General features: G+C 38.7%; 24 protein-coding genes, 1 pseudogene and 1 riboswitch. Of the genes and pseudogenes, 20 read left to right on the top strand and 5 right to left on the bottom strand.

The genetic code is table 11. The features are described from left to right. The first annotated feature begins 77 nt into the window (after positions 1–77). From pgsB to CD001_RS23870, 6 genes and pseudogenes are all read left to right on the top strand, one after another. Positions 78–1,268 carry a poly-gamma-glutamate synthase PgsB gene (gene pgsB, locus CD001_RS23890; RefSeq protein WP_096190076.1) on the top strand — a complete coding sequence of 397 codons (1,191 nt, stop codon included), beginning with the start codon at positions 78–80 and terminating at the stop codon, positions 1,266–1,268. A gap of 14 nt (positions 1,269–1,282) precedes the next feature. After that, positions 1,283–1,747, top strand: coding sequence for a poly-gamma-glutamate biosynthesis protein PgsC (pgsC, locus tag CD001_RS23885; RefSeq protein WP_096190075.1), 465 nt, complete (start codon positions 1,283–1,285; stop codon positions 1,745–1,747). Between the two features lie 12 nt (positions 1,748–1,759). Beyond that, positions 1,760–1,924: a hypothetical protein gene (locus CD001_RS26620; RefSeq protein WP_179298883.1), complete on the top strand. Its 165-nt coding sequence runs from the start codon at positions 1,760–1,762 to the stop codon at positions 1,922–1,924. 114 nt (positions 1,925–2,038) lie between these two features. After that, entirely contained in the window at positions 2,039–5,029 is a 2,991-nt protein-coding gene (locus CD001_RS23880) for a gamma-glutamyltransferase (RefSeq protein ID WP_096190074.1), read from the top strand. A 211-nt stretch (positions 5,030–5,240) separates the two neighbouring features. Further along, positions 5,241–6,149 (top strand): LCP family glycopolymer transferase, encoded by a 909-nt coding sequence (locus CD001_RS23875; protein WP_096190073.1) that lies wholly within the window; start codon positions 5,241–5,243, stop codon positions 6,147–6,149. A 242-nt stretch (positions 6,150–6,391) separates the two neighbouring features. Continuing rightward, positions 6,392–6,511, top strand: a pseudogene (locus CD001_RS23870) (XRE family transcriptional regulator); the annotation flags it as partial. A gap of 60 nt (positions 6,512–6,571) precedes the next feature. On the opposite strand, the gene CD001_RS27460 reads toward CD001_RS23870, so the two are convergent. Further along, positions 6,572–6,673, bottom strand: coding sequence for a cysteine-rich KTR domain-containing protein (locus tag CD001_RS27460; RefSeq protein ID WP_096190746.1), 102 nt, complete (start codon positions 6,671–6,673; stop codon positions 6,572–6,574). A gap of 93 nt (positions 6,674–6,766) precedes the next feature. Here CD001_RS27460 and CD001_RS23860 point away from each other — a divergent pair, with 93 nt between their 5' ends. The 4 genes from CD001_RS23860 (at position 6,767) to CD001_RS23845 (ending at position 10,360) form a co-directional block, all read left to right on the top strand. Next, the gene (locus CD001_RS23860; protein WP_096190072.1) at positions 6,767–7,438 is read left to right on the top strand and encodes a TetR/AcrR family transcriptional regulator; all 672 of its coding nucleotides are present in this window, start codon (positions 6,767–6,769) and stop codon (positions 7,436–7,438) included. 145 nt (positions 7,439–7,583) lie between these two features. Further along, positions 7,584–8,528 carry an ATP-binding cassette domain-containing protein gene (locus CD001_RS23855; protein ID WP_096190071.1) on the top strand — a complete coding sequence of 315 codons (945 nt, stop codon included), beginning with the start codon at positions 7,584–7,586 and terminating at the stop codon, positions 8,526–8,528. Continuing rightward, positions 8,521–9,294 carry an ABC transporter permease gene (locus tag CD001_RS23850; protein WP_096190070.1) on the top strand — a complete coding sequence of 258 codons (774 nt, stop codon included), beginning with the start codon at positions 8,521–8,523 and terminating at the stop codon, positions 9,292–9,294. Before CD001_RS23855 ends, CD001_RS23850 begins: the two co-directional genes overlap by 8 nt. A 139-nt stretch (positions 9,295–9,433) precedes the next feature. Next, positions 9,434–10,360, top strand: coding sequence for a macrolide 2'-phosphotransferase (locus tag CD001_RS23845; protein ID WP_096190069.1), 927 nt, complete (start codon positions 9,434–9,436; stop codon positions 10,358–10,360). Positions 10,361–11,332: 972 nt separating this feature from the next. Here the strand turns inward: CD001_RS23845 and def are convergent. The 3 genes from def to CD001_RS23830 form a co-directional block, all read right to left on the bottom strand. Further along, the gene (gene def / locus CD001_RS23840; RefSeq protein WP_096190068.1) at positions 11,333–11,908 is read right to left on the bottom strand and encodes a peptide deformylase; all 576 of its coding nucleotides are present in this window, start codon (positions 11,906–11,908) and stop codon (positions 11,333–11,335) included. Beyond that, complete coding sequence (locus tag CD001_RS23835; protein ID WP_096190067.1) at positions 11,901–12,092, bottom strand: helix-turn-helix transcriptional regulator; 192 nt, start codon at positions 12,090–12,092, stop codon at positions 11,901–11,903. Before CD001_RS23835 ends, def begins: the two co-directional genes overlap by 8 nt. 400 nt (positions 12,093–12,492) lie before the next feature. Then, the gene (locus tag CD001_RS23830) at positions 12,493–12,735 is read right to left on the bottom strand and encodes a hypothetical protein (RefSeq protein WP_096190066.1); all 243 of its coding nucleotides are present in this window, start codon (positions 12,733–12,735) and stop codon (positions 12,493–12,495) included. Positions 12,736–13,080: 345 nt separating this feature from the next. Between CD001_RS23830 and CD001_RS23825 the strand changes: the two genes are divergently transcribed. The 9 genes from CD001_RS23825 to CD001_RS23785 all read left to right on the top strand — a co-directional run bounded on the left by CD001_RS23825 (position 13,081) and on the right by CD001_RS23785 (position 22,656). Next, on the top strand, positions 13,081–13,935 hold the full coding sequence (locus CD001_RS23825; protein ID WP_179298882.1) for a DUF72 domain-containing protein: 855 nt from the start codon (positions 13,081–13,083) through the stop codon (positions 13,933–13,935). Between the two features lie 63 nt (positions 13,936–13,998). After that, the gene (locus CD001_RS23820; protein ID WP_096190065.1) at positions 13,999–14,823 is read left to right on the top strand and encodes a sulfite exporter TauE/SafE family protein; all 825 of its coding nucleotides are present in this window, start codon (positions 13,999–14,001) and stop codon (positions 14,821–14,823) included. Positions 14,824–15,278: 455 nt separating this feature from the next. Beyond that, entirely contained in the window at positions 15,279–15,449 is a 171-nt protein-coding gene (locus tag CD001_RS26615; protein ID WP_179298881.1) for a hypothetical protein, read from the top strand. 182 nt (positions 15,450–15,631) lie between these two features. Next, positions 15,632–17,026: a bifunctional metallophosphatase/5'-nucleotidase gene (locus tag CD001_RS23810; protein WP_096190063.1), complete on the top strand. Its 1,395-nt coding sequence runs from the start codon at positions 15,632–15,634 to the stop codon at positions 17,024–17,026. 70 nt (positions 17,027–17,096) lie between these two features. Continuing rightward, on the top strand, positions 17,097–17,396 hold the full coding sequence (locus CD001_RS23805; RefSeq protein WP_096190062.1) for a YunC family protein: 300 nt from the start codon (positions 17,097–17,099) through the stop codon (positions 17,394–17,396). 217 nt (positions 17,397–17,613) lie between these two features. Further along, positions 17,614–18,408 carry a thymidylate synthase gene (locus CD001_RS23800; RefSeq protein WP_096190061.1) on the top strand — a complete coding sequence of 265 codons (795 nt, stop codon included), beginning with the start codon at positions 17,614–17,616 and terminating at the stop codon, positions 18,406–18,408. Beyond that, positions 18,405–18,887, top strand: a complete 483-nt coding sequence (locus tag CD001_RS23795) for a dihydrofolate reductase (protein WP_096190060.1) — start codon at positions 18,405–18,407, stop codon at positions 18,885–18,887. Before CD001_RS23800 ends, CD001_RS23795 begins: the two co-directional genes overlap by 4 nt. A gap of 138 nt (positions 18,888–19,025) precedes the next feature. Then, positions 19,026–19,206, top strand: a riboswitch (Lysine riboswitch). 204 nt (positions 19,207–19,410) lie between these two features. Next, entirely contained in the window at positions 19,411–20,982 is a 1,572-nt protein-coding gene (locus CD001_RS23790) for a Na+/H+ antiporter NhaC family protein (RefSeq protein ID WP_096190059.1), read from the top strand. 336 nt (positions 20,983–21,318) lie between these two features. Next, on the top strand, positions 21,319–22,656 hold the full coding sequence (locus CD001_RS23785; protein WP_096190058.1) for a sodium-dependent transporter: 1,338 nt from the start codon (positions 21,319–21,321) through the stop codon (positions 22,654–22,656). Positions 22,657–22,760: 104 nt separating this feature from the next. Here the strand turns inward: CD001_RS23785 and CD001_RS23780 are convergent, their stop codons facing one another. Beyond that, positions 22,761–23,771 (bottom strand): M23 family metallopeptidase, encoded by a 1,011-nt coding sequence (locus CD001_RS23780; protein ID WP_096190057.1) that lies wholly within the window; start codon positions 23,769–23,771, stop codon positions 22,761–22,763. Positions 23,772–23,994: 223 nt separating this feature from the next. Here CD001_RS23780 and lipA point away from each other — a divergent pair, with 223 nt between their 5' ends. After that, on the top strand, positions 23,995–24,876 hold the full coding sequence (gene lipA, locus CD001_RS23775) for a lipoyl synthase (protein WP_096190056.1): 882 nt from the start codon (positions 23,995–23,997) through the stop codon (positions 24,874–24,876). The last annotated feature ends 56 nt before the right edge of the window (positions 24,877–24,932 follow it).

Below are 24,932 nucleotides of genomic sequence, written 5' to 3'. Positions count from 1 at the left end.
GTATAGTAATTCCATGATTTTGTGCTTTTTGCATTGAAATGGAGACAAATTATTAATCAAATAATGGAGGTGAAAATATGTTAGTACAATTTATACTTATTCTTTTATTTGCGGTAGTAGCCTTTTTCCTTGGAGTTAAGGAAAAAAAGGCACATGACAACAACATTGAAAGTATTCCTGTACGAGTCAATGTAAATGGAATTAGAGGTAAATCAACAGTTACCAGATTAATTACAGGTGTTTTGCAAGAGGCAGGTTATAAGACAGTTGGGAAAACGACTGGAACTGATGCAAGAATGCTTTACTGGTTTCAGGACGAGGAAGAGCCGATTAAAAGAAGACTAGAGGGTCCTAATATAGGTGAACAAAAAAAAGTTTTACAAAAGGCTGTTCAATTAGAAGCTGATGCTCTAGTAAGTGAGTGTATGGCCGTTAAACCGGACTACCAGATCGTTTTTCAAGAAAAATTGTTACAAGCCAATATCGGACTTATTGTAAATGTACTAGAAGATCACATGGATGTTTTAGGTCCAACCTTACAGGAAGTAGCCTCCTCATTTAGTGAAGCCATTCCCTATAATGGTGATTTGGTTGTGAATGAAAGTCCCTATGTCCCTTACTTTCAGGAGATAGCTGATGAGAGGAACACAAAGCTGCACGTATGTGACACATCTCTCATCTCAGAAGACTTTCTTAAACGATTTGAATACATGGTTTTCCCGGAAAACGCAGCTTTAGCTCTTGCTGTAGCTGATGTTCTCAACATTGACCACCAAACAGCATTTAATGGCATGCTAAAAGCTTGGCCGGACCCGGGGGCAATGGAAATACTGCCAATTGGTGATGAAAAGGACCCTAGCTTTTTAGTGAATGGTTTTTCTGCCAATGACCCAACATCCACACTGAATATATGGGAGCGTGTCAAACAGCTGAGTTACCCTACTGATGATCCAGTTGTGATCATGAATGCCCGCTCGGATCGTGTTGATCGTACCGAGCAATTTGTTAATCAAGTTCTGCCATATATTCCTGCAGAAACCTTGATTGTAATGGGACAAGGGACAAAGCCAGTAGTAGATGCGTACAAAAATGGAGCACTTCCGGTGAAAAACATTTTGGATCTGGAAGGGGATGATACCGAAGAAATTATACGAGTACTTCAACCATTTCTCTCTGGTAAAACCCTTTATGGAATCGGAAATATTCATGGTGGAGCGGAAGAACTGGTTGAAAGACTTGAGAAAAACATAATAAAACAATCAGCCTAGAAAGGAGGTTTCGCATGTTTGTATTTGATGCTGGAGATGTCTATTTAGCTCTAATTGCAGGTGCTATTCTGAGCTTATTTTATACTGAAAAAACAGGAGTCCTTCCAGCTGGATTGGTAGTACCAGGGTATATTGCAATGTTATTCACCTTTCCAGTAAGTATTGCCGTCGTTTTTATGGTTAGTTTTTTGACTTATTTTATTGTCATGAAGTTCGTTGGAAAGTTCACGATCCTTTATGGAAGAAGAAAATTCACTGCGATGTTAACAGTAGCTATTATTTTATCCATCGGGGTTGACTACGTCTTCCCTGTTTATTCATCCCCTCATATCGTTAGTGGACTAATGGCCATAGGAGTTATCGTACCTGGGTTAATTGCAAATACGATTCAAAAGCAAGGGGTTATACCAACAACTTTAAGTACATTACTCCTAAGTTGCGCTACATATGGTGTCGTTGTTTTAGCTAATCTCTTTTAAGGAGGAATATAAATGGAAACTACGTTAAATAGTCAAAAAAGCCAAGAAAACCAATCTAAACTGACTTTTAGTCAATGGATGCTGCGAACAATCAAAAAACATAAGAAAAGAACAAACACTGATGCAGTAGTTGGATTGGTTGTTTCTGCAGCACTATTTTTAATCGCCTTAGTATAATCATTGACCCTGCAAACTTATTAACTATCAAAGAAAGTGGCGTTCATTAACGCCACTTTTAACTATAAAAAGGGGAAGGTTTTATACATTTTTCATAGGGAGGTGAACGGTTCCATGGTAAAAAAAATTCTCGCGTTCTATTCAATTTTTAATAGTTTATTGCTAGGTATTACCGATCTGCATTTCGTATCAGGGGCAGAACATGGCTTTGATGAATCTGATGAGGATTATGACAATTATGGTGTCAGTGCTGCCCATCCGGACGCAGTAGAAGTCGGTATGGAAGTGCTTGAAAATGGCGGCAATGCCGTTGATGCTGCCATTGCTGTTTCTTATGCCCTAGGAGTGGTAGAGCCATTTGGATCCGGGATTGGCGGCGGTGGGAAAATGCTTGTTTTGCCGCCAAATCAAGAGGATCCTGAAGTCTATGATTACCGGGCAGCAGCCCCGTCTGATGAAGAGTGGGGAAACAAAGTAACCGGTGTCCCAGGATTCGTTGTAGGGTTGAACAAGGTACATAATGATTATGGATTAACACCATTCGAGAACCTTGTTTCACCTGCGATTGCCCTTGCTGAAGACGGTTTTAAAGTCGATTATCTACTTTGGGAGCGTCTCGAAGCTGCTTCAGAACGTTTGCCTGTCGAAGAACTTCCCCACCTTTTCCCTGGCGGAGAAGCGATTCAGCCAGGAAAAAAATTGAAACAGAAAGAATTGGCAGATACTCTGACAAAAATTAAAGAATACGGTGCACACGTTTTTTATCGTGATGAATTCAGCAAGATTTTAACTGAGACTGTTCCATACTTAGACGCAGCAGAGCTTGATAATTATGAAGTGGAGATCACGGAACCTGTCACAGGAGAACTGCAAGACGGGACCCTTTATTCTGCGAGTCCTCCTCATGCGGGGGTTTCTCTCGTTCAGTCATTACTCCTAGCTGAAAAAATGAATGTAGAGGAAACAAAAGAAAACGAGGCTGAATTCGTCCACTTAATGTCAGAGATTTCAAAAGTCACAAAAAATGATCGGATAACTGAAGTCGGTGACCCATCCTTTACAGATGCCGATACAGAGGAACTCACCAGTGATGATCATATCGAAAGTTTGATGGACGAGATTTCTACTACACAACCTTCTCCAGAAATAGAGGGGAATGAGGAACCTGGAGATGACGAAAAAACAGACACGACACATTTTGTCATAGTTGATCCCGATGGCATGGTCGTATCTGCAACGAATACACTAAGCAACTTTTTCGGATCAGGTGAATATACTGCTGGTTTTTTCATGAACAATTCAATTGAATATTTTAGCGAATTTAATCATTCACCAAACGCATATGAACCTGGAAAGCGTGCAAGAAGCTTAACTGCGCCTTCGATTTACATCGATGATGAAAGAGTTTTAGGAATCGGTAGCCCGGGAGGGGACCGCGTTCCAGCTATGATGGCCCAAGTGTTAGCCAGACATCTCTATTTTGATGACTCTCTTGAAGGCGCTGTAGATGAGAAGCGGTTCCATGGTGAAGGGGAGTACTTGTATGTGGAAGAAGATTTTAATGAAAGTGTAATAAAGGAGCTTACAGATCGAGGGTACAAGCCTGAAACAAGAAATTTATCTGTCTTTTTCGGAGGAATCCAAGCTCTGGATTTCAACAAAGAAGACGGGGCGATTAATGGCATTGCCGATTCAAGACGAGCCGGGCTATGGGATGCTAAAGATAAAGGGACATGGATGGATTATGTACATTATGTGTTCGTTGCGTTGTTTGTTTTGAGCGTTGCATTTCCTTTGCTGCATTTACTTCATTGTTTACCTTTTTTCCGTACCGAAAGGGAAAGGAGTCAACGCATCCTAGGAAAGGAAAAGGGCATGAGTATTCTAATCCCTTGTTACAATGAACAAGGGATTATTGAAACGTCTTTAAAAAGCATTGAAGCATTATCCTATAAAAATTTTGAGGTTGTTTATATTAATGATGGTTCAAAGGATAACACATTGGCTTATCTAGATGAGTTTTTACAGTTGGAACGTAGCAATAGATCTCCGCACAAAAAATTGATCCATAAAAAAGTGAAAAACGTTTATCAGTCTCAGCTTTATCCTCGTATTTACGTAATAGATAAATGGAACGGGGGAAAAGCCGATGCGTTAAATGCGGGAATTGAGTATGCAAACGAAGATTTGGTTATTACATTAGATGCCGATACGATTCTGACGGATCAGGCCTTGCCAAAAGTGAATGAAACATTTGAAGATGAAGATGTTGTGGCTGCCGGTGGAATGGTCCATATATTGCAAACAAAAACGTCCAAAACGTTAAGCCGTTTGTCATTGCGATATACAAACTTGCTTGTAAGGCTGCAAATGCTTGATTTTCTAAAGGCATTCTATATTACAAAAGTATCACTTGCACGCTTTCATGCTTTAGCGGTCATATCGGGTGCATTTGGGATTTTCAGGAAACAAGCCCTTATTGATGTTGGCGGGTATCGATCCACAGTAGGAGAGGATATAGACATCACCTTGAGTATGCATAAATACATCTCCAGACATGCAAACAAGAAAATTGTCCATATAAAAGACGCGATTTCTTATACAGAAATGCCTGAAACCGTTAAGGATTTTTTTAAACAGCGTGTCCGATGGCAAAAAGCTTATATCGATTGTATTGCCCATTTTAATACGTTCTTTTCAAGAACACTGTTTAAGAAAGCTGTCTCATTTTTTTATATTTTTGAATCTTTTCTAATAGGAATCGTGACTGCTTTTATTATGACAGCTTTTTTTGTAGTAAATGGAATCCTTTACCCGCCTGAATCCTATTTGAACTATGTTTTATTCTACATGACCTACTTATTTTTATTTGGAGTAGTGTATGACATAGCAGCTCTTGTTATGTGCAGAGCGCATGGGTTTAAGTTTCGAAAGAAAGACATCTTCACCTTATTTACGACGATTTTAGTTGATATCTTTTTCTACCGGTTTGTCCTTATGTATGTGGTTATGCACGGAACTATTGCTTATTTCTTTAATACGGATTGGAACAAAGTTTCTAGAACAGGCAGAGATTATAAAACTGAATCCGAAACGGCTGCCTGAACTTTTTGTGAACGGATTTTTTAATAAACCTATGGATGATCGTATAATTGCAACTAAGGCTTTCACCAATAATACTTTAAGGCAAGCATAGTTTTGCTAAACTGAATCGTTAAACTAGTGAAACGCCGTAAAGCTCAATTAAGCTTTTACGGTATGCACCTTTCTTGAGTTTACATATAGAAGAAGGAGAAGGAAGCAAGGAGGTATCATTATGGGGAAAAAAATTCTACTTATTACCCTCACAACTTTAATTGTGTTAGTTTTAGGTGCAGGAGGCTATTTATGGCAGGCAGTAAACTCAACGATAGGAAGTATTCAGGAAAATATAGATCGTTCACAATCTGAAAAGCGGCTGGAATCCATTAATTTGGATGAAGGTAACCCTATTTCGATTTTGCTAATGGGTATTGATGAACTTGAAAGTCGTGACGACCTCGGCCGGACAGATACTTTACTCTTATTAACGATTAACCCGCATACTGAATCGATAAACATGGTAAGCATTCCCCGTGATACTTACACGGAAATAAGGGGAATCAGAACAACAGATAAAATAAGCCACGCCCATGCTATTGGTGGCAGTGAAACGGCGTTATATACGGTTGAACATTTCTTAGATATTCCTGTTGATTATTTTGTAAAGGTGAATATGGAGAGCTTCGTAGGTCTTGTTGATGCAATAGGTGGAGTAGAAGTGGATAATGAGTTTGAATTCACGTTTCATGAGATGCATTACCCGGAAGGTACGCTCATTTTGGATGGTGAAGAAGCGTTAGGCTACTCCCGTATGAGAGCAGATGATCCACAGGGAGATTTTGGCCGCCAGCTTCGGCAGAGAGAAGTAATAGAAGCTATCATCGATGAGGGTGCAAGCTTTTCTTCTATTGCGAACCTTACCGATATCCTTGAAGTCGTTGAAGAAAATGTTCAAACAAATTTAACGATAAATGAGATGTGGAATATTCAAACCAACTATAAAAAGGCTATCAATAACATAGAGCAGCATCAAATTGAAGGGGGAAGTAAAAAGAAGGATGGCATTTACTATTATTTCCCTGATGAAGAAGAGTTACAGCTACTTTCTAATGAGCTAAAAAAACATCTTGAGGTTGAGAAATAACTTTTTAGGGATATACGTTCGCATGCCGCTCCTGTAATATCAAACCAATATTTCTCACTGATAAGAAAATATAGGGGGTAGGGAAGAGGTGAAACCATTCTTAAAGTTTCCTCCATTCAATATGTATACTGGAAAGTAAAAATAGTTAATTATCAAGTAAAAAGACTCCTAACCAATTCTGGTTGGGAGTCTTTTTTTAGACGTGCCAAATTTGTACTAATTTGAAAATTATCCTCGAGTCGAAAAACACCAGACGTATACAAGTGGAAAAGCAAATGGATAGCTTCATGGATAAAGAGCTAATGCTTATGGAAGCTCTGGCTTACGGTATTAAAGAGACAAAAGCAATAAAAGATGAATGACCCTAAATTCCTATAAAAAGAGCCGATAAAATGAGATATATTACCCTCAAATTATCGGCTCTACGTCTTAGCGTCTGGCTCTTTAATTATAGTAATTTTAAATTTTTTTATATTGACTAAACTTTCTTGTTTACATTTAGGACAGTAAAGAGGAAAGTTTATTAATATTTATCTGTACATACTTTAATCCGTGTTTTTGAAGCACAGTGAGTGAACCAAAAATAACTTGACTCTATTTCGTATAGGGTTTATAGATTGAATAATTCAATCAAAATAAAAATTAACTTTTCAAAGAAAAAAGGGAAAATGATATATATGACACCTTTAAATCAGGAGCAATTAGATCAGAAAAAAGCGGAACGAAAAGAACAAATGATGCGTGCTGCTTTGAAAGTGTTTGCGGATAATGGTGTGAAACTCACGAAAATAAGTATGATTGCAAAAGAAGCGAAAGTGAGCCATGGATTGATTTATCATTATTTTGATTCTAAAGAACAAATACTTTATGAGAGTATGGAATGGGTGATGGATGAAAATACGGTCGTGCAATTTTTTCATAATCTGAATGAAAGCGAGAGAAGTCCCCTAGAAAAAATTAAAGAATTTACGCAATTTGCATTTACAGAAAGTGATTCAGAAACAAGTAGTATGGTTTTTCGAATCGCTCAACATTGCCATAGGAGCAATGGTTTACCTGATCATATACATGAACTCGTAGACAAATCAGGACGATTTTATATCAAAGCATTAACACCTTTATTTCTTGAAGGACAGAAATCCGGAGAGATCATTCAAGGTAATACGGAAGAGCTGTTAAATATTTACTTAACTGTCCTGTCTAGTATTATGGCAGATGATCCATCATTCTGGAAAGAAAACATGGAGAAGAAGGTAAGTATTCTTTTACGAATGATAGAAGTACAATAATATTTTTTGCGGAAAAATGGATTGACATATTAGTAAAAGACCTTTATTCTTTATATTGACTGAATAAATCAATCAATAACAAACGATTATTTTTATTTCGTTATTGATTGACTTAGTCAATCTATATTTGAAAGGAGGCAATTTTATGCCTGAACCTGTTATTTCGGTAAAGAATATTAAAAAAAATTATGGAAAGAAAACTGTTTTGGATGGAATCAACTTTGAAGTAACAAAAGGCTCTATTTTTGCACTGCTTGGAGAAAATGGGGCCGGGAAAACCACGATGGTACGTATTTTATCAACTTTGATTCAAGCAGATGGGGGTGTCGCAACAATTGGCGGTTATGATACAAATCGTGAGTCAGCTTCTGTAAAAAAAATGATTAGTGTAACTGGTCAATATGCGGCAGTAGATGAGTTACTAACAGGAGAGGAAAATCTGCTAATGATGGGTCGATTAAATCACCTGGATCGCCAGACGGTCAAACAGCGCACTGCAGAACTTTTGGAACAATTTGATTTACAAGAAGCAGCTAAAAAACGTGCACAATCCTATTCCGGCGGGATGCGCCGCAGGCTTGACATTGCCATCAGCCTAATCGCAGATCCGCAAGTGATTTTTCTTGATGAGCCAACAACTGGATTAGATCCACGTAGTCGTAAGAATATGTGGCATATGATTGAAAGGCTTGCGGAGAGCGGTGTAACGATCTTTTTAACAACACAATATTTGGAAGAGGCCGATCAGCTTGCAGACAAGATTGCTGTTATCAGTGGGGGGAAAATTGTCGAAGAAGGTACTGCCGAGGAGTTGAAACGCATAGTTGGAGAAGAAAAGTTAGCATTCACATTCTATGATTTGCCCTCCTGTCAAAAAGCTCGGGATCTTTTGGGAGGTCAAATGGATGTAAATGAAATGAGTATTACCATTACAATGGAAGGTTCACCGGAAAATATGCGTCAATTGTTGAACGGGTTGCATGAACACGGTATAAATCCAGCATCTTTCATCTTCCGTAAACCGACACTGGATGATGTTTTCATGGAAATAACAAGTAATCATCAGAAGGGAGCTGTTGTCAGTGGGTGAATCTAAATGGTATTGGGCCATTTTAGACGGATGGACTATGTCGCTGCGCAGCTTAAAGCATATTTTTCGAGAAGCAGAGTCATTGGTGATGGCGATTGGATTACCAGTAGCCATCATGATTATGTTTGTCTATGTTTTTGGAGGAGCGATTCAGACAGGGACAGATTATGTGAATTATGTCGTTCCCGGTGTCATCATTACCTGTGTTGGTTTTGGAAGTTCGATCATAGCGCTCAGTGTTACTCAGGACATGGTTGGTGGTTTATTTGAGCGATTCCGGACGATGCCGCTGCTCCCATCTTCCTTAATGGTAGGTCATGTAATCGGAGGCTTCGTTCGCAATCTAATTGCAACTACAGTGGCAATCCTTGTTGCCTTACTCATTGGTTTTCAGCCAGATGCAGGATGGCTGGAATGGCTTGGTGTGATAGGAGTCTTAACGCTTTTCATGTTATCGATTAGCTGGGTATTTGTTGTCTTTGGTTTACTCGTAAAAAGTGTGGAAACTGCTAATGCTGTTACGTTTCCAATGTTGTTCCTGCCTTATTTGAGCAGCGCATTTGTACCAACCGAGACCATGCCCTCATGGCTTCATGCATTCGCTGAAAACCAGCCGATGACTCCACTAATCGAGACATTGCGTGGACTTTTGCTTGGGACTCCAATCGGCCATAACCATTGGTTGATGATTGCTTGGTTTGGTGGATTACTGATTGTGGCAATGGTCACCGCAACGTTTCTATTCAAACGTCGTAAAAGCGAATGAGATTTTATAATGGAACTAATATAGTAGACAGAGTAAAAATAAAATACGGTAAGCTAGTGTTAGAGTGAAAGAACGGAATAAATGTGCATGGTCTTTGATTCCCCAACGTGCAGCAATATTTTATGGGAGGTGCTTTATGATGGGGCAACAAAAAAGAATGGAAATTGTGGACTTAGCTGAAGGTCATGGAATTCAAGTGAATGTCGATTCATTAAGATTTAATGATGATGGCTTAGATTTCAACGTTGTATTTGCAGAAGATATAGATGGTGTCAACTGGATATTAAGAATACCAAGAAGAGATGATGTTCTGCCGCGTACTGTAACGGAACAAAACGCATTATCTTTAATTCGTGAGTTTGTATCCTTTGAGATACCCAATTGGGAAGTATATGAAAAGGATTTGATTGCTTACAAAGCACTTAACGGGGTACCTGCAGGGAAATTCACGACAGAAATCCAAGACTATGTATGGGGGAATAGTAAGAAAGAAGTACCTGAACAATTTCATGAATCTCTAGCAAAAGTGTTAGCTGAACTACATCAGGTACCAAAGCAACGTGCAGAAGGTGCCGGATTACCTGTAGAGGAAGCAAGTGATTTAAAATTCATAATGAATAAGCGGATGCATCATGTAAAAGAGATGTTTGGTGTTGAGCAATCATTATGGAACAGGTGGCAAGCATGGATTGCTAATGAAGAAATGTGGCCTAATGAAACAGGTCTGATTCATGGTGACTTACACCCTGGGCACACTCTAGTCAACGAGGAGACAATGGTAACAGGGCTGATCGACTGGACAGAAGCGAAAATAGCTGATGTTTCAAATGATTTCGTCTTTTATTATATTGCTTTTGGTGAAAAAGGCTTAAATTCACTCATTGATTATTATCATAAAGCAGGGGGCAAAACATGGCCATTAATGAAAGAACATGTGGTGGAACACGTGGCGGCGTATCCAATCGAAATTGCCGAGTTTGCCATTGCATCTGGAACAGAAGAACATGAACAAATGGCAAAAAAATTATTAGGTGTATCTCCTATATTCCAAAGTATTGATAGCTAATTATTTTGAAAGTCAAAGTATTGTATGACATTTTTAATGAACTGATAATCTTAACATAGGGAGTAGGGCGATGAAGTGGGAATAGTTTAATTGCAGTAATTTACCAAATATTTATATGTGCAGCTTGATCTTTAATAACCAAATCTGGTTAAAAACTAACTGCGTTTAGTTCAGAATGAAAGTTGAATGAGAAGAAAATTGTTTAAATAAAATGAAAAAGTTGGTCACTATAAAATGAATAAGAAACTTCACACTAAGAATCGTTTATTCAACCAAGTGGTTGCAGAGCCTGTTGTAGATTCAGAGACCGGATAAGTGATCAGCAAATAAAGGTGATCGTTTGGAAAGAAAATTATTACCTGAATCCGTGATAACCGTATTGATACGCCATTAACTACTCGCTTTCACCTCTAGGCACAAGTGCGACATCTGTTCATACATCACTTCGTTTGCATTCACAATGTCTTCTTTGCCACGGACGAACGGTTGAGCTTCTTCGATCAAGCTCGAAGGGATCTACCTCGTCCGTTTTTCCGTAGGAAAAAGCATTGCCTTTTCGAAAATACATCGATTTGTCTCGACGGATAAACGACAGAGCCATAGTCTCGCAGTACCTTCCACCTTTTGATGACAACTTTATTTTCGTTATATCATCTACTATCTTATGTAATGGATACGAAATGAATATAAATATCTTAAATAACAAAGGCCCATTCCCATTTAAATGAGATACAATTTCCCACAACGTTTTTTCTATGTTATTAGTATGTCATTTAAATATCATCATGTACTCAATGTGGAAAAAACAGCACAATAGATTTCTCCATACACCCATTCATAGCCTTTTTGGTCCCGATTTTGGAAATGATCTGGTAACAATTTCCCGGAAGTAACTTCAACTATTTAAAATGAGCTGTCGAAACAACAGCTCATCGCTTACATAACTTTGAATACCGACTTAATGTGTGATTTTCAGTACAAACTTTTACAGTTTTCTGGTAGTTTGAAAGGATTTTCTTTATTCATACGCTCATAAAACATAATTCCATTCAGGTGATCTATTTCATGTTGAATAACAATAGAAGAATAGCCTTTAAGTTTTAATACTAATTCTTCTCCCTCTAAATTAACCCCTTTCACTTTAATCCTCTCATATCTTGGGACAAACCCTTTTATATCCCGATCAACAGAGAGGCAACCTTCGCTTGGTGGTAAATAAATCATAGAAACTGAATGGCTGATTATTTTCGGATTAATAAGGGTATATTCATGCTCTTTCCCCTTCTCATCAGTTAAATAAGCTACGAACATACGCTTATTCAAGCCAATCTGATTCGCTGATAAGCCAACTCCTGCACGCAATTTATATTTTTGGGATAGATCGGGGTCTTGACTATTTTTCAAGAAATTCATCATACAAGTTAATGTTTCCTTATCTTCATCAGATGGAGGTACCATTACTTCTTGTGTTGGTTGATGTAGGACATCATTTCTTTCCCTTACAATATCTTTCATTGTTATTATATAATTTGAATGAAATTTAATCATAAATAAACAATTCATCTACCTTTAATTTTAGCGTTTTTGATAATTTGAAAGCCAACTCCAGTGTGGGATCATATTTATCATTCTCTATACAGTTTATCGTTTGTCTAACAACTCCACACTCCTTTGCGAGTTGCTCTTGTGTTATCCCCAGTTTCTTTCGCATTGCTTTAATTTTATTTTTCAATAGTATCACCTATGTCAAAGATATTGGACATTATTATAACAATTTTTGCAAATGTGTCAATAAGGTTTGGACATTTTAAAAAATCTATTGGGTGGTTTTCCACACGATGGTCCGATTTTTATATTTATGAACATCAATGGGCGACAACATTTTTCCACACCATAATTCGAATACTAAATATGTATACTGGAAAGTAAAAATAGTTAATTATCAAGTAAAAAACTCTTAGCCAATTTTGGTTTAGAGTTCTTTTTTACTTTTGAGCCCCCTATCTGTGTTCTTTTAAATACGCTTATATAGACGGGTTCCTTCTGGTGGTGAGGTATCGATAGTCTAATTATTAAAGATATAACCTTGAATCAAAACCTGGATACACCAAAAAGTGTATCCAAGCCGGAAATTAATAATAAGGATAGTACGGAGGGTAGTAAGGGTAATAAGGTGGATAATATCCTCCATAATATGGACTAAATAAAGCACTACCGAGAAGCCCGCCTAAAACCCCTCCAAAAAATGGCGCTGGATAAAAAGATCTTCTCCCATAAAAATGAGGTCTTCTTCTTGGCGGTCTACCCCCAAAAGCGATGACACGCTCATCTTGATTTGGGTCGAACTGTCCAAAATTAGTTGAATCTTGATACACATCAATTCCTCCTTCATAATAGTAATGTGAATAATCTTTCCTTGCTTAAAATGATAGATTTTGTCTACGTGAGCAATTCGACTTCATTGTAAGAGTCAATCTTCGTAGGCGAAGGAAAAAACATTATGGAAACTTAGCCGCATATATACTGAACATGCTAGATGACATGACGATAATGGTTTAAAAAATGTTAACGCACCTTTTATTTGGTAACTAAAGACTACTACACCACAACATATGCAATAGATATATGTCCCGGAAAGACGAAAGCCTAATGATAGGGCAATTATCATGATCATTTTAAAATAACTTTCTAATAAAACTTCTATGGAAATGGGGGATGACATGATACAGATTGGTTTAACAGGTTGGGGAGATCATGACTCATTATATGAGCATATATCGTCAGCAAAAGAAAAACTTCCAGTATATGCAGGACACTTTCCGGTTGTTGAATTAGATGCATCGTTTTATGCGGTTCAGCCTGTGCGAAATATGGTTAAGTGGGTAAAGGAGACACCTAACTCTTTTCAGTTTGTAGTAAAAGCATATCAAGGGATAACCGGTCATCAGCGTGGTGATATTCCATTTTCAACGAAAAAAGAAATGTTTGAAGCCTATTTAGAATCAATTAAGCCTTTAAAAGAAGCAGGAAAATTAGCGATGACTTTATGTCAATTTCCACCCTGGTTTACATGTAAAAAAGAGCATGTTGATTACTTACGTTTTTGTAGAGAGTGGTTTAAAGATGAGGATGTAGCGTTAGAATTCCGCCACAACTCTTGGTTTGAAGATGAGTATTATGACAAAACTCTCAATTACATGAAGGAAGATAAATGGATTCATAGCATTTGTGATGAGCCACAAGCTGGAGAGCGTTCAATTCCATTTGTAGGAGAAGTGACAACAGAACATAAAACACTTGTCCGTTTTCACGGAAGGAATGTATACGGGTGGAACAAACCAGCAAATGGACAGGAATGGCGTGATGTACGGTATTTATACGATTACAATGATGAGGAGTTAGAAGCTCTCGGAAGGAAAGTGAAACAACTCTCAGAACATACAAATACGTGTTATGTTGTTTTTAACAATAACTCTGGTGGGCATGCAGCCGGTAATGCGAAGGATTTTATTGATAAATTAGGAATAAATTACGAAGGGCTTGCACCTCGACAGTTAGGACTGTTTGATGAATAATAAGGTATAAACGTTTATAGAAGAAATTGAACAGCAACGAAATATAGAAAGAAGGCATACTTCATGGAATGGATTTTATTATTGCTGCTCGGTCTCGTAGCAGCAATTTTAGGAAGTATTATGGGGTTAGGCGGGGGAATTATTATCGTGCCTGCTCTCATGATATTAAGCAGCTATACGACCGTTTTAGAAGGTATTACCCCGCAAGTAGCAGTAGGAACATCATTATTAGTTATGATCTTTACAGGGCTGTCATCAACATTAGCGTATATGAAGCAAAAGAAAGTCGATTATCAGAGCGGCTTAATCTTTTTTATTGGAAGCGGACCAGGAGCGCTTTTTGGTGTTTGGTTAAATAAAGATATTAATACTGATGCTTTTTTAGTTGGATTTGGTTTATTTATTATTGTTGTATCTTTTATTTTAATGGTAAGAAAATATATTAAGCCGTTAAAACGGATGAGTAAAGGTATCCAACGCAGTTACGAAAATGATCTAGGTGAAACAGTTGAATATGGCTACCAGCCAATTGTTGGAATTTTAATCGCTTTTGTTGTAGGAATGTGCTCAGGGTTATTTGGAATTGGCGGTGGCTCATTAATGGTTCCTGCAATGATTCTTTTATTTGGATTTCCGGCCCATCTTGCGGTAGCAACTTCTATGTTTTTAGTGTTTCTTTCAGCAATCATTAGTTCAATTTCGCACATTTACTTAGGAAACGTAGATTGGCTTTATGCATTGGCACTTATTCCAGGAGCCTGGCTTGGAGGAACAATCGGGGCAGCAATTAATAAACGAATGACAAGTGATTCTGTCGTAAACTTGCTACGTATCTTTTTAGTCATTATCGGAATTAGGTTGATTTACCAAGGAATTACAGGTTCGTAATCGAATTTTTCTTTTGCGTGTACGATTGGCTTAACCTCATTTGAAGCTAAGCCAATTTTCTTTATATAAAGATAAGAGTATAAAATTTCAATCTTTCGATTGCTGTCTAGACTTCAGGCACGAGCGTTTACAACACGAGCTTCCACACAGATGTGGTGACTTCGGCGTCCCGCAGGACGCGGGGGTTTTAGCCGAAGATCTTATGTTACGAGTTGTCTCGACGTATCTAGCTTCAAAGTGATACTAGAAGAGGAAGAGACAGCAGTTTTCGGCTCGAGGTCGCTTCGCCCCGCCATTTGAAGTCTAAGTTCGGACTTCTTCCTGTCGGTAGCCCCAAAGAGCATTTACATCACGAGCTTTCACACGGATGTGGTGACTTCGGCGTCCCCGCAGGACGCGGGGGTTTTAGCCGAAGATCTGATCTAGCGATTCGCCTCGACGGACAGGACGTCCTAATGCCGGGCATGCCACAGGACGTGGCGCATTGCCCGGTTGACGGATATAACCACAGAGCGATGCTAGAAGAGGAAGAGGCAGCGCTTGCTCCTGAGATTACTCGTCGCAGAAAAACAGTGCTCCTGCGATTACTCGTCGCAGACTGCGTGCTTCTTCCTCTGCAAGATTAATCGAAGAAGAGAATGCGTCGAAGCAGCTCGTAGAGAATTCAGCGAAGAATCGCTCGTTGCTCCTGCGATTACTCGTCGCAGAAAAACAGTGCTCCTGCGGTTACTCGTCGCAGGTAAAGAGTGTCGCCGATAGGCTGGCGCCTTGTGCTTTTCTTATTACTTAGTGACTGGATGTGAATAAGTTGCCTGTAAAAACGTTACGAATTCTTCATACGAATGATTTACATAGTCAATTAGAACATTGGCCTTCTGTGACAGCACTTATACAAGAGAAGAAAGCAGAGGCATCTGAGGCAGGTGAGGATCTTTTATTGTTTGATATCGGGGATCATGCTGATCGTGTCCATCCAATGACAGAAGGATTAGAAGGAAAGGGAAATGTTCAACTATTAAACGACTTAAACTATGATGCAGTCACGATCGGGAATAATGAGGGAATGACTTTTTCTAAAATGCAATTGAATGAACTGTACGAAAGCGCAAACTTCCCGGTTATATTAAGCAATTTGTATGATCAAAATGGACAGCGCCCAGAATGGTGCAAACCTTATCATATCATAACGACGGAGTCGGGGTTAACGGTTGGGATAACAGGTGTGACGGTTCCATTTTATTTGTTTTATGAATCTTTAGGATGGCGCATTATAGACCCATTTAAATCATTGGCAGAAACGCTTCCAATGCTGGAATATAAAGCAGACATTATCATTTGTTTATCCCACCTTGGACTTTTTGAAGATGAAAAAATGGCCGAACAATTTCCGCAATTTGATTTTATATTGGGGGCACATACTCATCATGTTTTAGAAAATGGAAAGCAAGAACACGGGACTTGGATAAATCAATCTGGCAGATCTGGGAAATATGTTGGAGAGATAAAACTGACATATGAAAAGGATGAGGATGGTGTGCACTCGCTGTCAACATCAGTTTTATCGGTTCCTGTCAATCTGGATCTAAAAGATGAACGAACGGTCATAAAGTTGGAAAAGTTAAAGAGCGAAGCAAAAGGAAACTTAGCTGCAGTGATTACTAGGTTAGAGACCCCTTTACATGTAAGCTGGTATGAAGAGTCTGATCTAGTCAAGTTACTTGCAGAAGCATTGAATGAATGGTGTGATGCTGACATTGGAATGGTGAATGCTGGTGTGCTGTTGGACGGGCTTCCTCAAGGTTTAATTACTTATGAGGACTTGCATCGTATTTGTCCGCACCCTATTAACCCAGCAACTGTAATTGTATCAGGAGAACAATTACTCGAATTAATTCGTCAAGCAAATAAAAGGGAGATGGTCGAATACAAACTGAAAGGATTTGGCTTTCGAGGTAAAATATTAGGCGTTATGGTATTTAATGAATTGATCATAGAACAGAAGCAAAGCTATATTCGTGAGCAGGATGTTATGATTAGAGGAGAACAGTTAAATAAGGAGAAACAGTATAAGCTTGCGACATTAGATATGTTTACATTCGGTCATTTATATCCTGATATTACAGCGATTCCTGAAAAAAAATATTTTATGCCGGAATTTTTACGGGATGTGCTCGCGTGGAAGCTAACACAAGGAAACGCTTAGACATTCATTTATGCACCGTTTATTGCCCATTGAATAAAATAATATTGACTCAATGAAAGAGGTGGGGGCAATGGTAGAAGTAGAACCAATGTTTATTGAAGGTAAACCTTTTACTGCAGTTAGTGTAAAGCTGCCTAAGACAAACTTACTTGTAGTAACGAACGAGCGAGGATATATTATGTGCGGAGCGCTTGATGTCGGATTGTTAAATGAAAAATTAAAAGATAGGAAAGTAATCGCAGGTCGTGCAGTAGGTGTAAAAACGATTGAGGAGTTGATTGAAGCTCCTTTGGAATCTGTTACTCTTGAAGCAGAACTAATAGGTGTCTTTAAAGGGATGAGCGGGAAAGAGGCACTTCTTAAGTTTTAACTACGAGCTATTGACTAGTAAGTGTAGCGAACCGATTTACGGCGACAATAACAATGTCGCCGTCTCACTGAAGTTGGACAAGCTTTAAATTCGTTTGTTAAATGTTCAACATGGCAACAATGGCTAATCTTGATTCTCCGTACTCTTTAGCAAAGGCGAGTATCATTGAATAATCGTACTTCTTCATATTATTTTTAAAATAGAAAGGAAGAGAACAGTGCAGCAATATTTAGATTTATGTAAACACGTTTTGGAAAATGGAACAAAGAAAGAGGATCGTACTGGGACAGGCACAATTAGTACATTCGGCTATCAAATGAGGTTTGATTTAAGCGAAGGCTTCCCGATATTGACGACTAAAAAGCTTGCATTAAGAGCTATCATTCATGAATTGCTATGGTTTATTAAAGGAGATACGAACATTCAATATTTAAAAGACAACAATGTGAGAATCTGGAATGAGTGGGCTGATGAAAATGGAGACTTAGGTCCTGTATATGGAGAGCAGTGGCGCTCTTGGCCCAAACGAGATGGAGGAAGGATTGATCAGCTCGGCGAAGTCATTGAGCAAATAAAGCAGAATCCTAACTCACGAAGGTTAGTCGTAAATGCATGGAATGTTGCTGATTTAGATAAAATGGCTTTATCGCCTTGTCACTGTCTCTTTCAGTTTTATGTTTCCGATGGCAAACTATCTTGTCAGCTCTACCAACGAAGTGCAGATTTATTTTTAGGAGTGCCGTTTAATATTGCTTCTTATTCTTTATTAACGATGATGATTGCACAAGAATGCGATCTTGAAGTAGGAGAGTTCATCCATACGTTTGGCGACGTTCATATTTACAATAACCATATTGACCAAGTGAAGCTTCAGCTTACGAGGGAGCCACGCTCGCTTCCAACGATGAAGCTAAACCGTGCAGTGGAAAAAATCGAGGACTTTAAGATTGATGATTTTGAGTTAGTCGACTATGATCCTCATCCACATATTAAGGGTGAGGTGTCTGTATGATTTCGATGATCGCTGCAATAGGTAAGGATCGTGTTATCGGAAAAGATGGGGATATGCCCTGGCACTTACCGAACGATTTAAAATATTTTAAAGAAGTGACGAGCGGTCACCCTGTCCTCATGGGAAGAACGACATATGAATCGATTGGGAAACCGCTGCCTAACCGGAGAAATCTTGTCTTATCGAAAAGGGAAGATTTTCATCCTGATGGAGTTGAAGTCATCAGCAACTTAAAAGATATTCAAAGCTTATCAGTTGATTCTGAAGAGTTTTTCGTCATTGGTGGAGCAACGATTTATGAACAGCTCATGCCAATAGCTGATCGTTTGTATATTACGTTCATTGAGGGAGAATTCGAAGGTGATACTTATTTTCCGGTAATTGACGAAAAGACGTGGAAGGTCATATCTTCCAAAGAAGGTACAGTCGATGAAAAAAATAAGCACCCCCATACATTTATCGTCTACGAAAGAAGATAGGGGGATGGCATACATTTCCATGTGCCTGGCACTTAACAAATATTGGTATGGATTTATGGTTGCTTTTTGAATGTGGATTTGCTAGAATCATTATCAGTTTGACAATTGAATGACGAAGTATGTAAGCCTCATCGCAGCTGGTGAGGTAGAGGCGCAAAGCTTATGAGTATGAAATGGGAGTTTGGACAACGAGGATCATTTCTGAAAGGGATCTTTGCCGAAGCAAGTAAATGATGTCCGTCATTGCTTAGCTGGGGTTACATTGAATAAATGTAACACTGTCACTTACGGTGAACCGTAGTGGAGGACTACTAAACGATTGTGGTGGGGAAATCATGAACTTGACTTTATTCAGGTGACGGAGTATTCCTCTGTCACCTTTTTATTTTGTATAAAATAAAGGTTTTATCTTTCATTTTATTAGGCGTTTTGATTTCTCCTCTTTTTCACACTCGGTAAATTGTCGAACACGATTAATCATCATAGTCATTATTTGACTGTCAGAAAACAAGGAGGAAAAGAGATGGAACATGGAATATTATCGTTATTGCCACCAATTTTAGCATTATTGATGGTCATTATTACGAAGCGCGTATTATTGTCTTTAGGGATTGGGATTATTGTTGGGGCTCTAATGGTCAATCAATCTGAAGAGCAATTTATTAATGAAACATTTAGTCAAATTATTACAATTGTAACCAATATTTTCGTCGTCGATGACGGCATAAATACATGGGAATTTTATATTCTTTTATTTTTATTAACTCTCGGAATGATTGCTGCGTTAATTACAATGACTGGCGGAAGCCGTGCATTCGGTGAGTGGGCATTGAGCAGAGTAAAAACGAGAGTCGGCGCCCAATTTGTCTCAGGTATTTTAGGTATACTTATTTTTATTGATGATTACTTTAATAGTTTAACAGTCGGGAATGTGAGTCGACCATTTACGGATCGTCATAAAGTATCTCGAGCAAAGCTAGCTTATACGGTGGACTCCACTGCAGCGGCAATGTGTGTACTCGTACCTTTATCAAGCTGGGGAGCATACATTATTACGATAATCGGAGATATTCTTGCTGAAAGTACAGCTGAATACTCAGCATTACAAGCATTTTTAATGATTGCTCCGATGAACTTTTATGCTGTTTTCGCTATTTTAATGGTGTTTGCCGTTGCTTATTTCAAACTGGACATTGGACCGATGAGAAAACACGAGCTTCATGCGATTCAAACAGGTGAACTTGTTGACGTAAATAAAGGGCCTGTTCCTGGTGAAAGTGATGATGCGAAGCCAGTAGTAGAAGGGCGTGTAGGAGATCTTTTATGGCCGATTACTACATTAATCGCAGCTACTGTACTCTTTATGATTATTACTGGTATTCAAGGCACTGAAGGACAAGCAGGACTTTTAGCAACATTTGAAAATACAGATGTCGCTGCTTCATTGTTATATGGAGGTTTAATTAGTTTAGTTGTCACAATAGGAATTGCTTTCATGCGCAGTTTACCGGTAAAGGATTTAGGAATTGGGCTTTGGGCAGGTATTAAATCGATGCTTCCTGCGATCTACATTTTAATATTTGCATGGACGATCATTGAAATTATTGGTGAACTTGGCACCGGAGAATATTTAGCAACAATTGTTGATGACCATATTCATCTTGGTTTGTTACCTGCATTATTATTTGTTATCGCTGGTTTTATGGCCTTTACGACCGGAACTTCATGGGGAACGTTTGGAATAATGCTGCCAATTGCTGGGCAAATGGCGATCGTAACAGATATAAGCTTATTATTGCCAGTCCTTGCAGCTGTACTTGCAGGAGCTATTTTCGGAGATCATTGTTCTCCTATATCTGATACTACGATTCTATCTTCCACAGGTGCTGGTAGCCATCATATTGACCACGTCTTAACTCAGCTTCCGTACGCATTAATGATTGGCGGAGTTGCAGTGACCGGCTTCCTCATCATTGGATTTACAGGAAGCTTGCTGCTTGCCTTATTAGGAGCAGCCGTGACGTTTGTCGTTACGATCCTCATATTGAAGCTTATGATCAATTTGTTCTATAACGGACCAGTTGAAAACGACTGAACATGATATATATAGTGCCTAGTCTCGATAAAAGGAGGCTGGGCATTTTTTTATAACAGCGGGGGAGGTTGGAATAAAAATTGTATAGATGTATATGTATACAGTAAAACGTATGGGGCTATTGTATATAGCACTATTTATCATTTAATTCAGATTTATATAAAATATTCCGAAAAAACTTTGACAAACTTTCATGAGATAATTATAATAAGACAACGTAATGAATATATTTTAATATGTCTAAAGTTGGAGGTGTTAAATTAAAAGGTAGACTGCTTTCTTTCTAATAGTCAGAAAAATAAAAACATTTAAACATTTAGGAAGGGGAAATTACTAATGGCAGAGCGCGAACAATGGGCCACGAGGCTGGGCTTTATATTAGCCGCAGTTGGTTCAGCAGTTGGTTTAGGTAACATTTGGCGTTTTTCTTATGTTGCCGGTGAAAACGGTGGAGCTGCTTTTTTACTCATTTATATTTTATGTATTCTTCTCATAGGCTTACCAGTCATCCTTGCTGAGTTTTCAATTGGTCGCAGGGGACAGTCTGATGTAGTCGGATCCTTTACGAAGATTGCTCCTGGCAAGCCTTGGGCGCTAGGTGGTATTTTTGGAGTCGTTTCAGCATTTACGATTCTTTCATTTTATGGAGTTATTGCAGGTTGGGTCGTTTATTTCTTATATGCTTACGTGACAGGTTTAGCCCAAGGAGTACAAGGTGGAACATACGATGAGTTCTTCGGAGGCTTCATCGGCGGAACCGCAGGACCACTTTTTTGGCAGTTCTTATTTATGGCTATCGTCATTTTTATTGTATTCTTCGGGGTCAAAAAAGGAATCGAACTTTCAAACCGTATTTTTATGCCGTTATTAGCACTTTTGATTATTATTCTTGCAGGTTACGCTCTAACACTTGACGGAGCTGGTGAAGGTTTAAGGTTCATGTTCAGCCCTGACTGGTCAGCTTTTGGTGAACCAGGTGTATATGCAGCTGCAATTGGTCAGGCATTCTTTACTCTTTCATTAGGTATGGGTGCTATGATTACGTATGCTAGTTATTTACCGAAAGAGACGAAATTGCCAAGTGCAGCAGGAACTGTTGTAACATTAGATACGTTATTTGCGATTGTAGCAGGTATAATGATCTTCCCTGCAGTATTTACTTTTGCGAATATTGATCCGACAGATGGAGCGGGATTGATCTTTATTGTCCTTCCAGAAGTCTTTAACTTAATGGGTGGAGCTGGTACATTCTTTGCGATTCTCTTCTTCTTCTTAGTCGCAATTGCTGCTTTATCCTCTGCGATTTCACTTTTAGAAGTAAGTGTTTCTTACGCAATGCGTCAATTCACGTGGAATCGTAAAAAAGCTACGATTGTTGCGGGTGTGATCGTTACACTATTTGGTGTACCTTCAGCACTTAGCCAAGGTGGACCATTAAGTGACTTCCTTATCTTTGGTTTACCTTTCTTAGATGCTGTGGATGCGTTAACTGACCGCTATTTGTTAGCACTTGGCGGCATGATTAGTGCACTATTTGTTGGGTGGGGCTGGAATAAAGTCGATGCCCTGCGTGAAACAGGTTTAACGGATTCAGTAATTGGTGTGGTTTGGCTATGGTTTATCCGTATCATTGCACCACTTGGAATCCTTTGGATTTTAATCTTGAATTTCTAAATCGCTAACAAGAAAAGCAGCTCATCGTTGGGCTGCTTTTCTCCATTATTTTTAGTCTAAGATAATTTTATGCAGTTGAGTGTATAAAAGAGTATTGATTTTGTTTACTTTTTCTTCTTACGCTCTCCTTTTTCCCAAGCTCGAAGTGATGGATAAGGGTCGAAGGACCATTCAATATATCCATTATCTTTATACATACCGTAATGAAGGTGGGGAGGGAATTTCCCTTGTGTTCCTGGTTTACCATAACCGGAGCTGCCACAATATCCGATCACAGTTCCAGGTTTTACGACAGTACCTCGTTCTATGTCTTTTTCAAAGCTACTCATATGTGCGAAGTAGTGATAAACATTATTTACATCTCGGATTCCAATTCTCCAGCCCCCATACTTATTCCATCCTTTTAACTCGACAATTCCATATGTGGTGGCACGAATCGGCGTACCGTGACCCGCAAATATATCCGTTCCTTCATGTATTCGGTTACCGCCCCACCCCCGTCGGTCACCCCATGTACTTCGGTAACTATGATTATATTGTAGTGGCATTGGAAATGCTCGTTCTCGGAGATCTAATGTGTCAAATGTGCGATAAACTTTAGCGTGGCCCATAATGAGTTCGACTGATTTATCACGCTGATAATAATCCCAAAGACCAATACGAATGTTTTCATCACTGCTTCCATACTTCGATAAGTGCTGAGCAAACGTATGGAGAACATCTTCATCGTTCGTTAATTCTGCTTTACCATCACCATCACCATCTAGGCCTATTCCATTAAACAATGATATGGAAACAGGGTTTGTATCCTCTTTATTTGGGTTTTGTTCACCAGCCCATGCTTCCTTAGTGAAATGAATCGCAATAAATCCTTCTTCTTGAGGGAGGTCTTTTCGTGCTTGACGAAGTCCTCTTTCATAACTATCTACAGCAGCAAGAAAATACCAAGGAATATGAGAAGATGCTTCCGTTTTCAAATATAATGCCATTCTTTCCTTATATACTTCTTCTGAAGATAAATCATGTACATTTGCAGTTGCTGCAAAAGTGTTGCTTTGCAACAGTATGAACAAAAAAGGAACGAGCAGCAAACTTCTCGTTAGCCATTTTTTCATTAGTAAATTTCCTCCTTTTCGGCACTACTGAATATAGTTTGCGAAAAAAAGGCATCATTTGATTCCGACAAATGTTGGAAATAAACAATCACTTTGAGATTTCTTAATTTTCATGTTAAAGTTACTAATGATTATGAGTTAAAATGGAATACTGAAAAAAGTTCATTTTATTTGAGCAACCATGCTTTTATACATAATGTAAATGACAGGAGCGTGAGTCGGAATGGCGAAAAAAGAGGAACATATTCGTAAGCCGGAATGGTTAAAAATTAAATTAAATACGAATGAATCATATACTGGCTTAAAAAAGATGATGCGTGAAAAGAAGTTACATACAGTTTGTGAAGAAGCTCGTTGTCCAAACATTCATGAGTGTTGGGCTGAGAGGAAAACTGCGACCTTTATGATTTTAGGAGATATTTGTACGAGAGCCTGCCGTTTTTGTGCCGTAAAGACAGGTTTACCTACTGAGCTCGACAGAGAAGAACCAGAGCGAGTAGCAGAGTCAGTTCATTTAATGGGGCTTAAACATGCGGTCATTACGGCTGTTGCTCGTGATGATCTAAAAGATGGCGGTGCTGAAATTTTTGCAGAAACGGTAAGAGCAATTCGAAGAAAAAGTCCTTTTACAACTGTAGAAGTTCTTCCTTCAGACATGGCAGGGAAAGAAGAAAACTTGAAAATATTAATGGACGCTCGTCCAGATATTCTTAACCATAACATTGAGACAGTGAGAAGTTTAACACCTAGAGTTCGTGCTAGAGCAACGTATGAGCGATCTTTAGAATTTTTAAGACGAGCAAAAGAAATGCAGCCAAAGATCCCGACAAAATCGAGTTTAATGATCGGACTTGGTGAAACGAAGGAAGAGATTATTCAGACGATGGACGATCTGCGTGCTGTCGATGTAGATATTATGACAATAGGACAGTATTTGCAGCCAACGAAAAGCCATTTGAAAATTAAAAAGTATTGGACTCCAGAAGAATTCGCAGAATTGAAGGAAATTGCTTTAAGTAAAGGTTTTAAACATTGTGAATCTGGTCCACTTGTTCGCTCTTCATACCATGCAGATGAACAAGTGAATGCCGCAGAACAAGCATAAATAATTAGCCGTCTCTTTTGTTGTTATTTAACAGACGATGTGAGACGGCTTTTATT

The organism is Evansella halocellulosilytica (assembly GCF_002335745.1).
GTDB classification, from domain to species: domain Bacteria; phylum Bacillota; class Bacilli; order Bacillales; family Salisediminibacteriaceae; genus Bacillus_CA; species Bacillus_CA halocellulosilytica.
The sequence above is the reverse complement of the archived record's forward strand: the minus strand, read 5'-3'. Positions and strand labels throughout refer to the sequence as shown.

Excerpts from the sequence above, each read along its gene's own strand:
- CD001_RS23795 (WP_096190060.1), top strand. The coding sequence starts at position 18,405 with ATGATTTCGATGATCGCTGCAATAGGTAAGGATCGTGTTATCGGAAAA.
- CD001_RS23845 (WP_096190069.1), top strand. The coding sequence starts at position 9,434 with ATGGGGCAACAAAAAAGAATGGAAATTGTGGACTTAGCTGAAGGTCAT.
- CD001_RS23820 (WP_096190065.1), top strand. The coding sequence starts at position 13,999 with ATGGAATGGATTTTATTATTGCTGCTCGGTCTCGTAGCAGCAATTTTA.
- def (WP_096190068.1), bottom strand. The coding sequence starts at position 11,908 with ATGATTAAATTTCATTCAAATTATATAATAACAATGAAAGATATTGTA.
- CD001_RS26620 (WP_179298883.1), top strand. The coding sequence starts at position 1,760 with ATGGAAACTACGTTAAATAGTCAAAAAAGCCAAGAAAACCAATCTAAA.
- CD001_RS23785 (WP_096190058.1), top strand. The coding sequence starts at position 21,319 with ATGGCAGAGCGCGAACAATGGGCCACGAGGCTGGGCTTTATATTAGCC.
- CD001_RS23875 (WP_096190073.1), top strand. The coding sequence starts at position 5,241 with ATGGGGAAAAAAATTCTACTTATTACCCTCACAACTTTAATTGTGTTA.
- CD001_RS26615 (WP_179298881.1), top strand. The coding sequence starts at position 15,279 with ATGCCGGGCATGCCACAGGACGTGGCGCATTGCCCGGTTGACGGATAT.
- CD001_RS23825 (WP_179298882.1), top strand. The coding sequence starts at position 13,081 with ATGATACAGATTGGTTTAACAGGTTGGGGAGATCATGACTCATTATAT.
- CD001_RS23790 (WP_096190059.1), top strand. The coding sequence starts at position 19,411 with ATGGAACATGGAATATTATCGTTATTGCCACCAATTTTAGCATTATTG.
- CD001_RS23805 (WP_096190062.1), top strand. The coding sequence starts at position 17,097 with ATGGTAGAAGTAGAACCAATGTTTATTGAAGGTAAACCTTTTACTGCA.
- CD001_RS23880 (WP_096190074.1), top strand. The coding sequence starts at position 2,039 with ATGGTAAAAAAAATTCTCGCGTTCTATTCAATTTTTAATAGTTTATTG.
- lipA (WP_096190056.1), top strand. The coding sequence starts at position 23,995 with ATGGCGAAAAAAGAGGAACATATTCGTAAGCCGGAATGGTTAAAAATT.
- CD001_RS23780 (WP_096190057.1), bottom strand. The coding sequence starts at position 23,771 with ATGAAAAAATGGCTAACGAGAAGTTTGCTGCTCGTTCCTTTTTTGTTC.
- pgsB (WP_096190076.1), top strand. The coding sequence starts at position 78 with ATGTTAGTACAATTTATACTTATTCTTTTATTTGCGGTAGTAGCCTTT.
- CD001_RS23855 (WP_096190071.1), top strand. The coding sequence starts at position 7,584 with ATGCCTGAACCTGTTATTTCGGTAAAGAATATTAAAAAAAATTATGGA.
- pgsC (WP_096190075.1), top strand. The coding sequence starts at position 1,283 with ATGTTTGTATTTGATGCTGGAGATGTCTATTTAGCTCTAATTGCAGGT.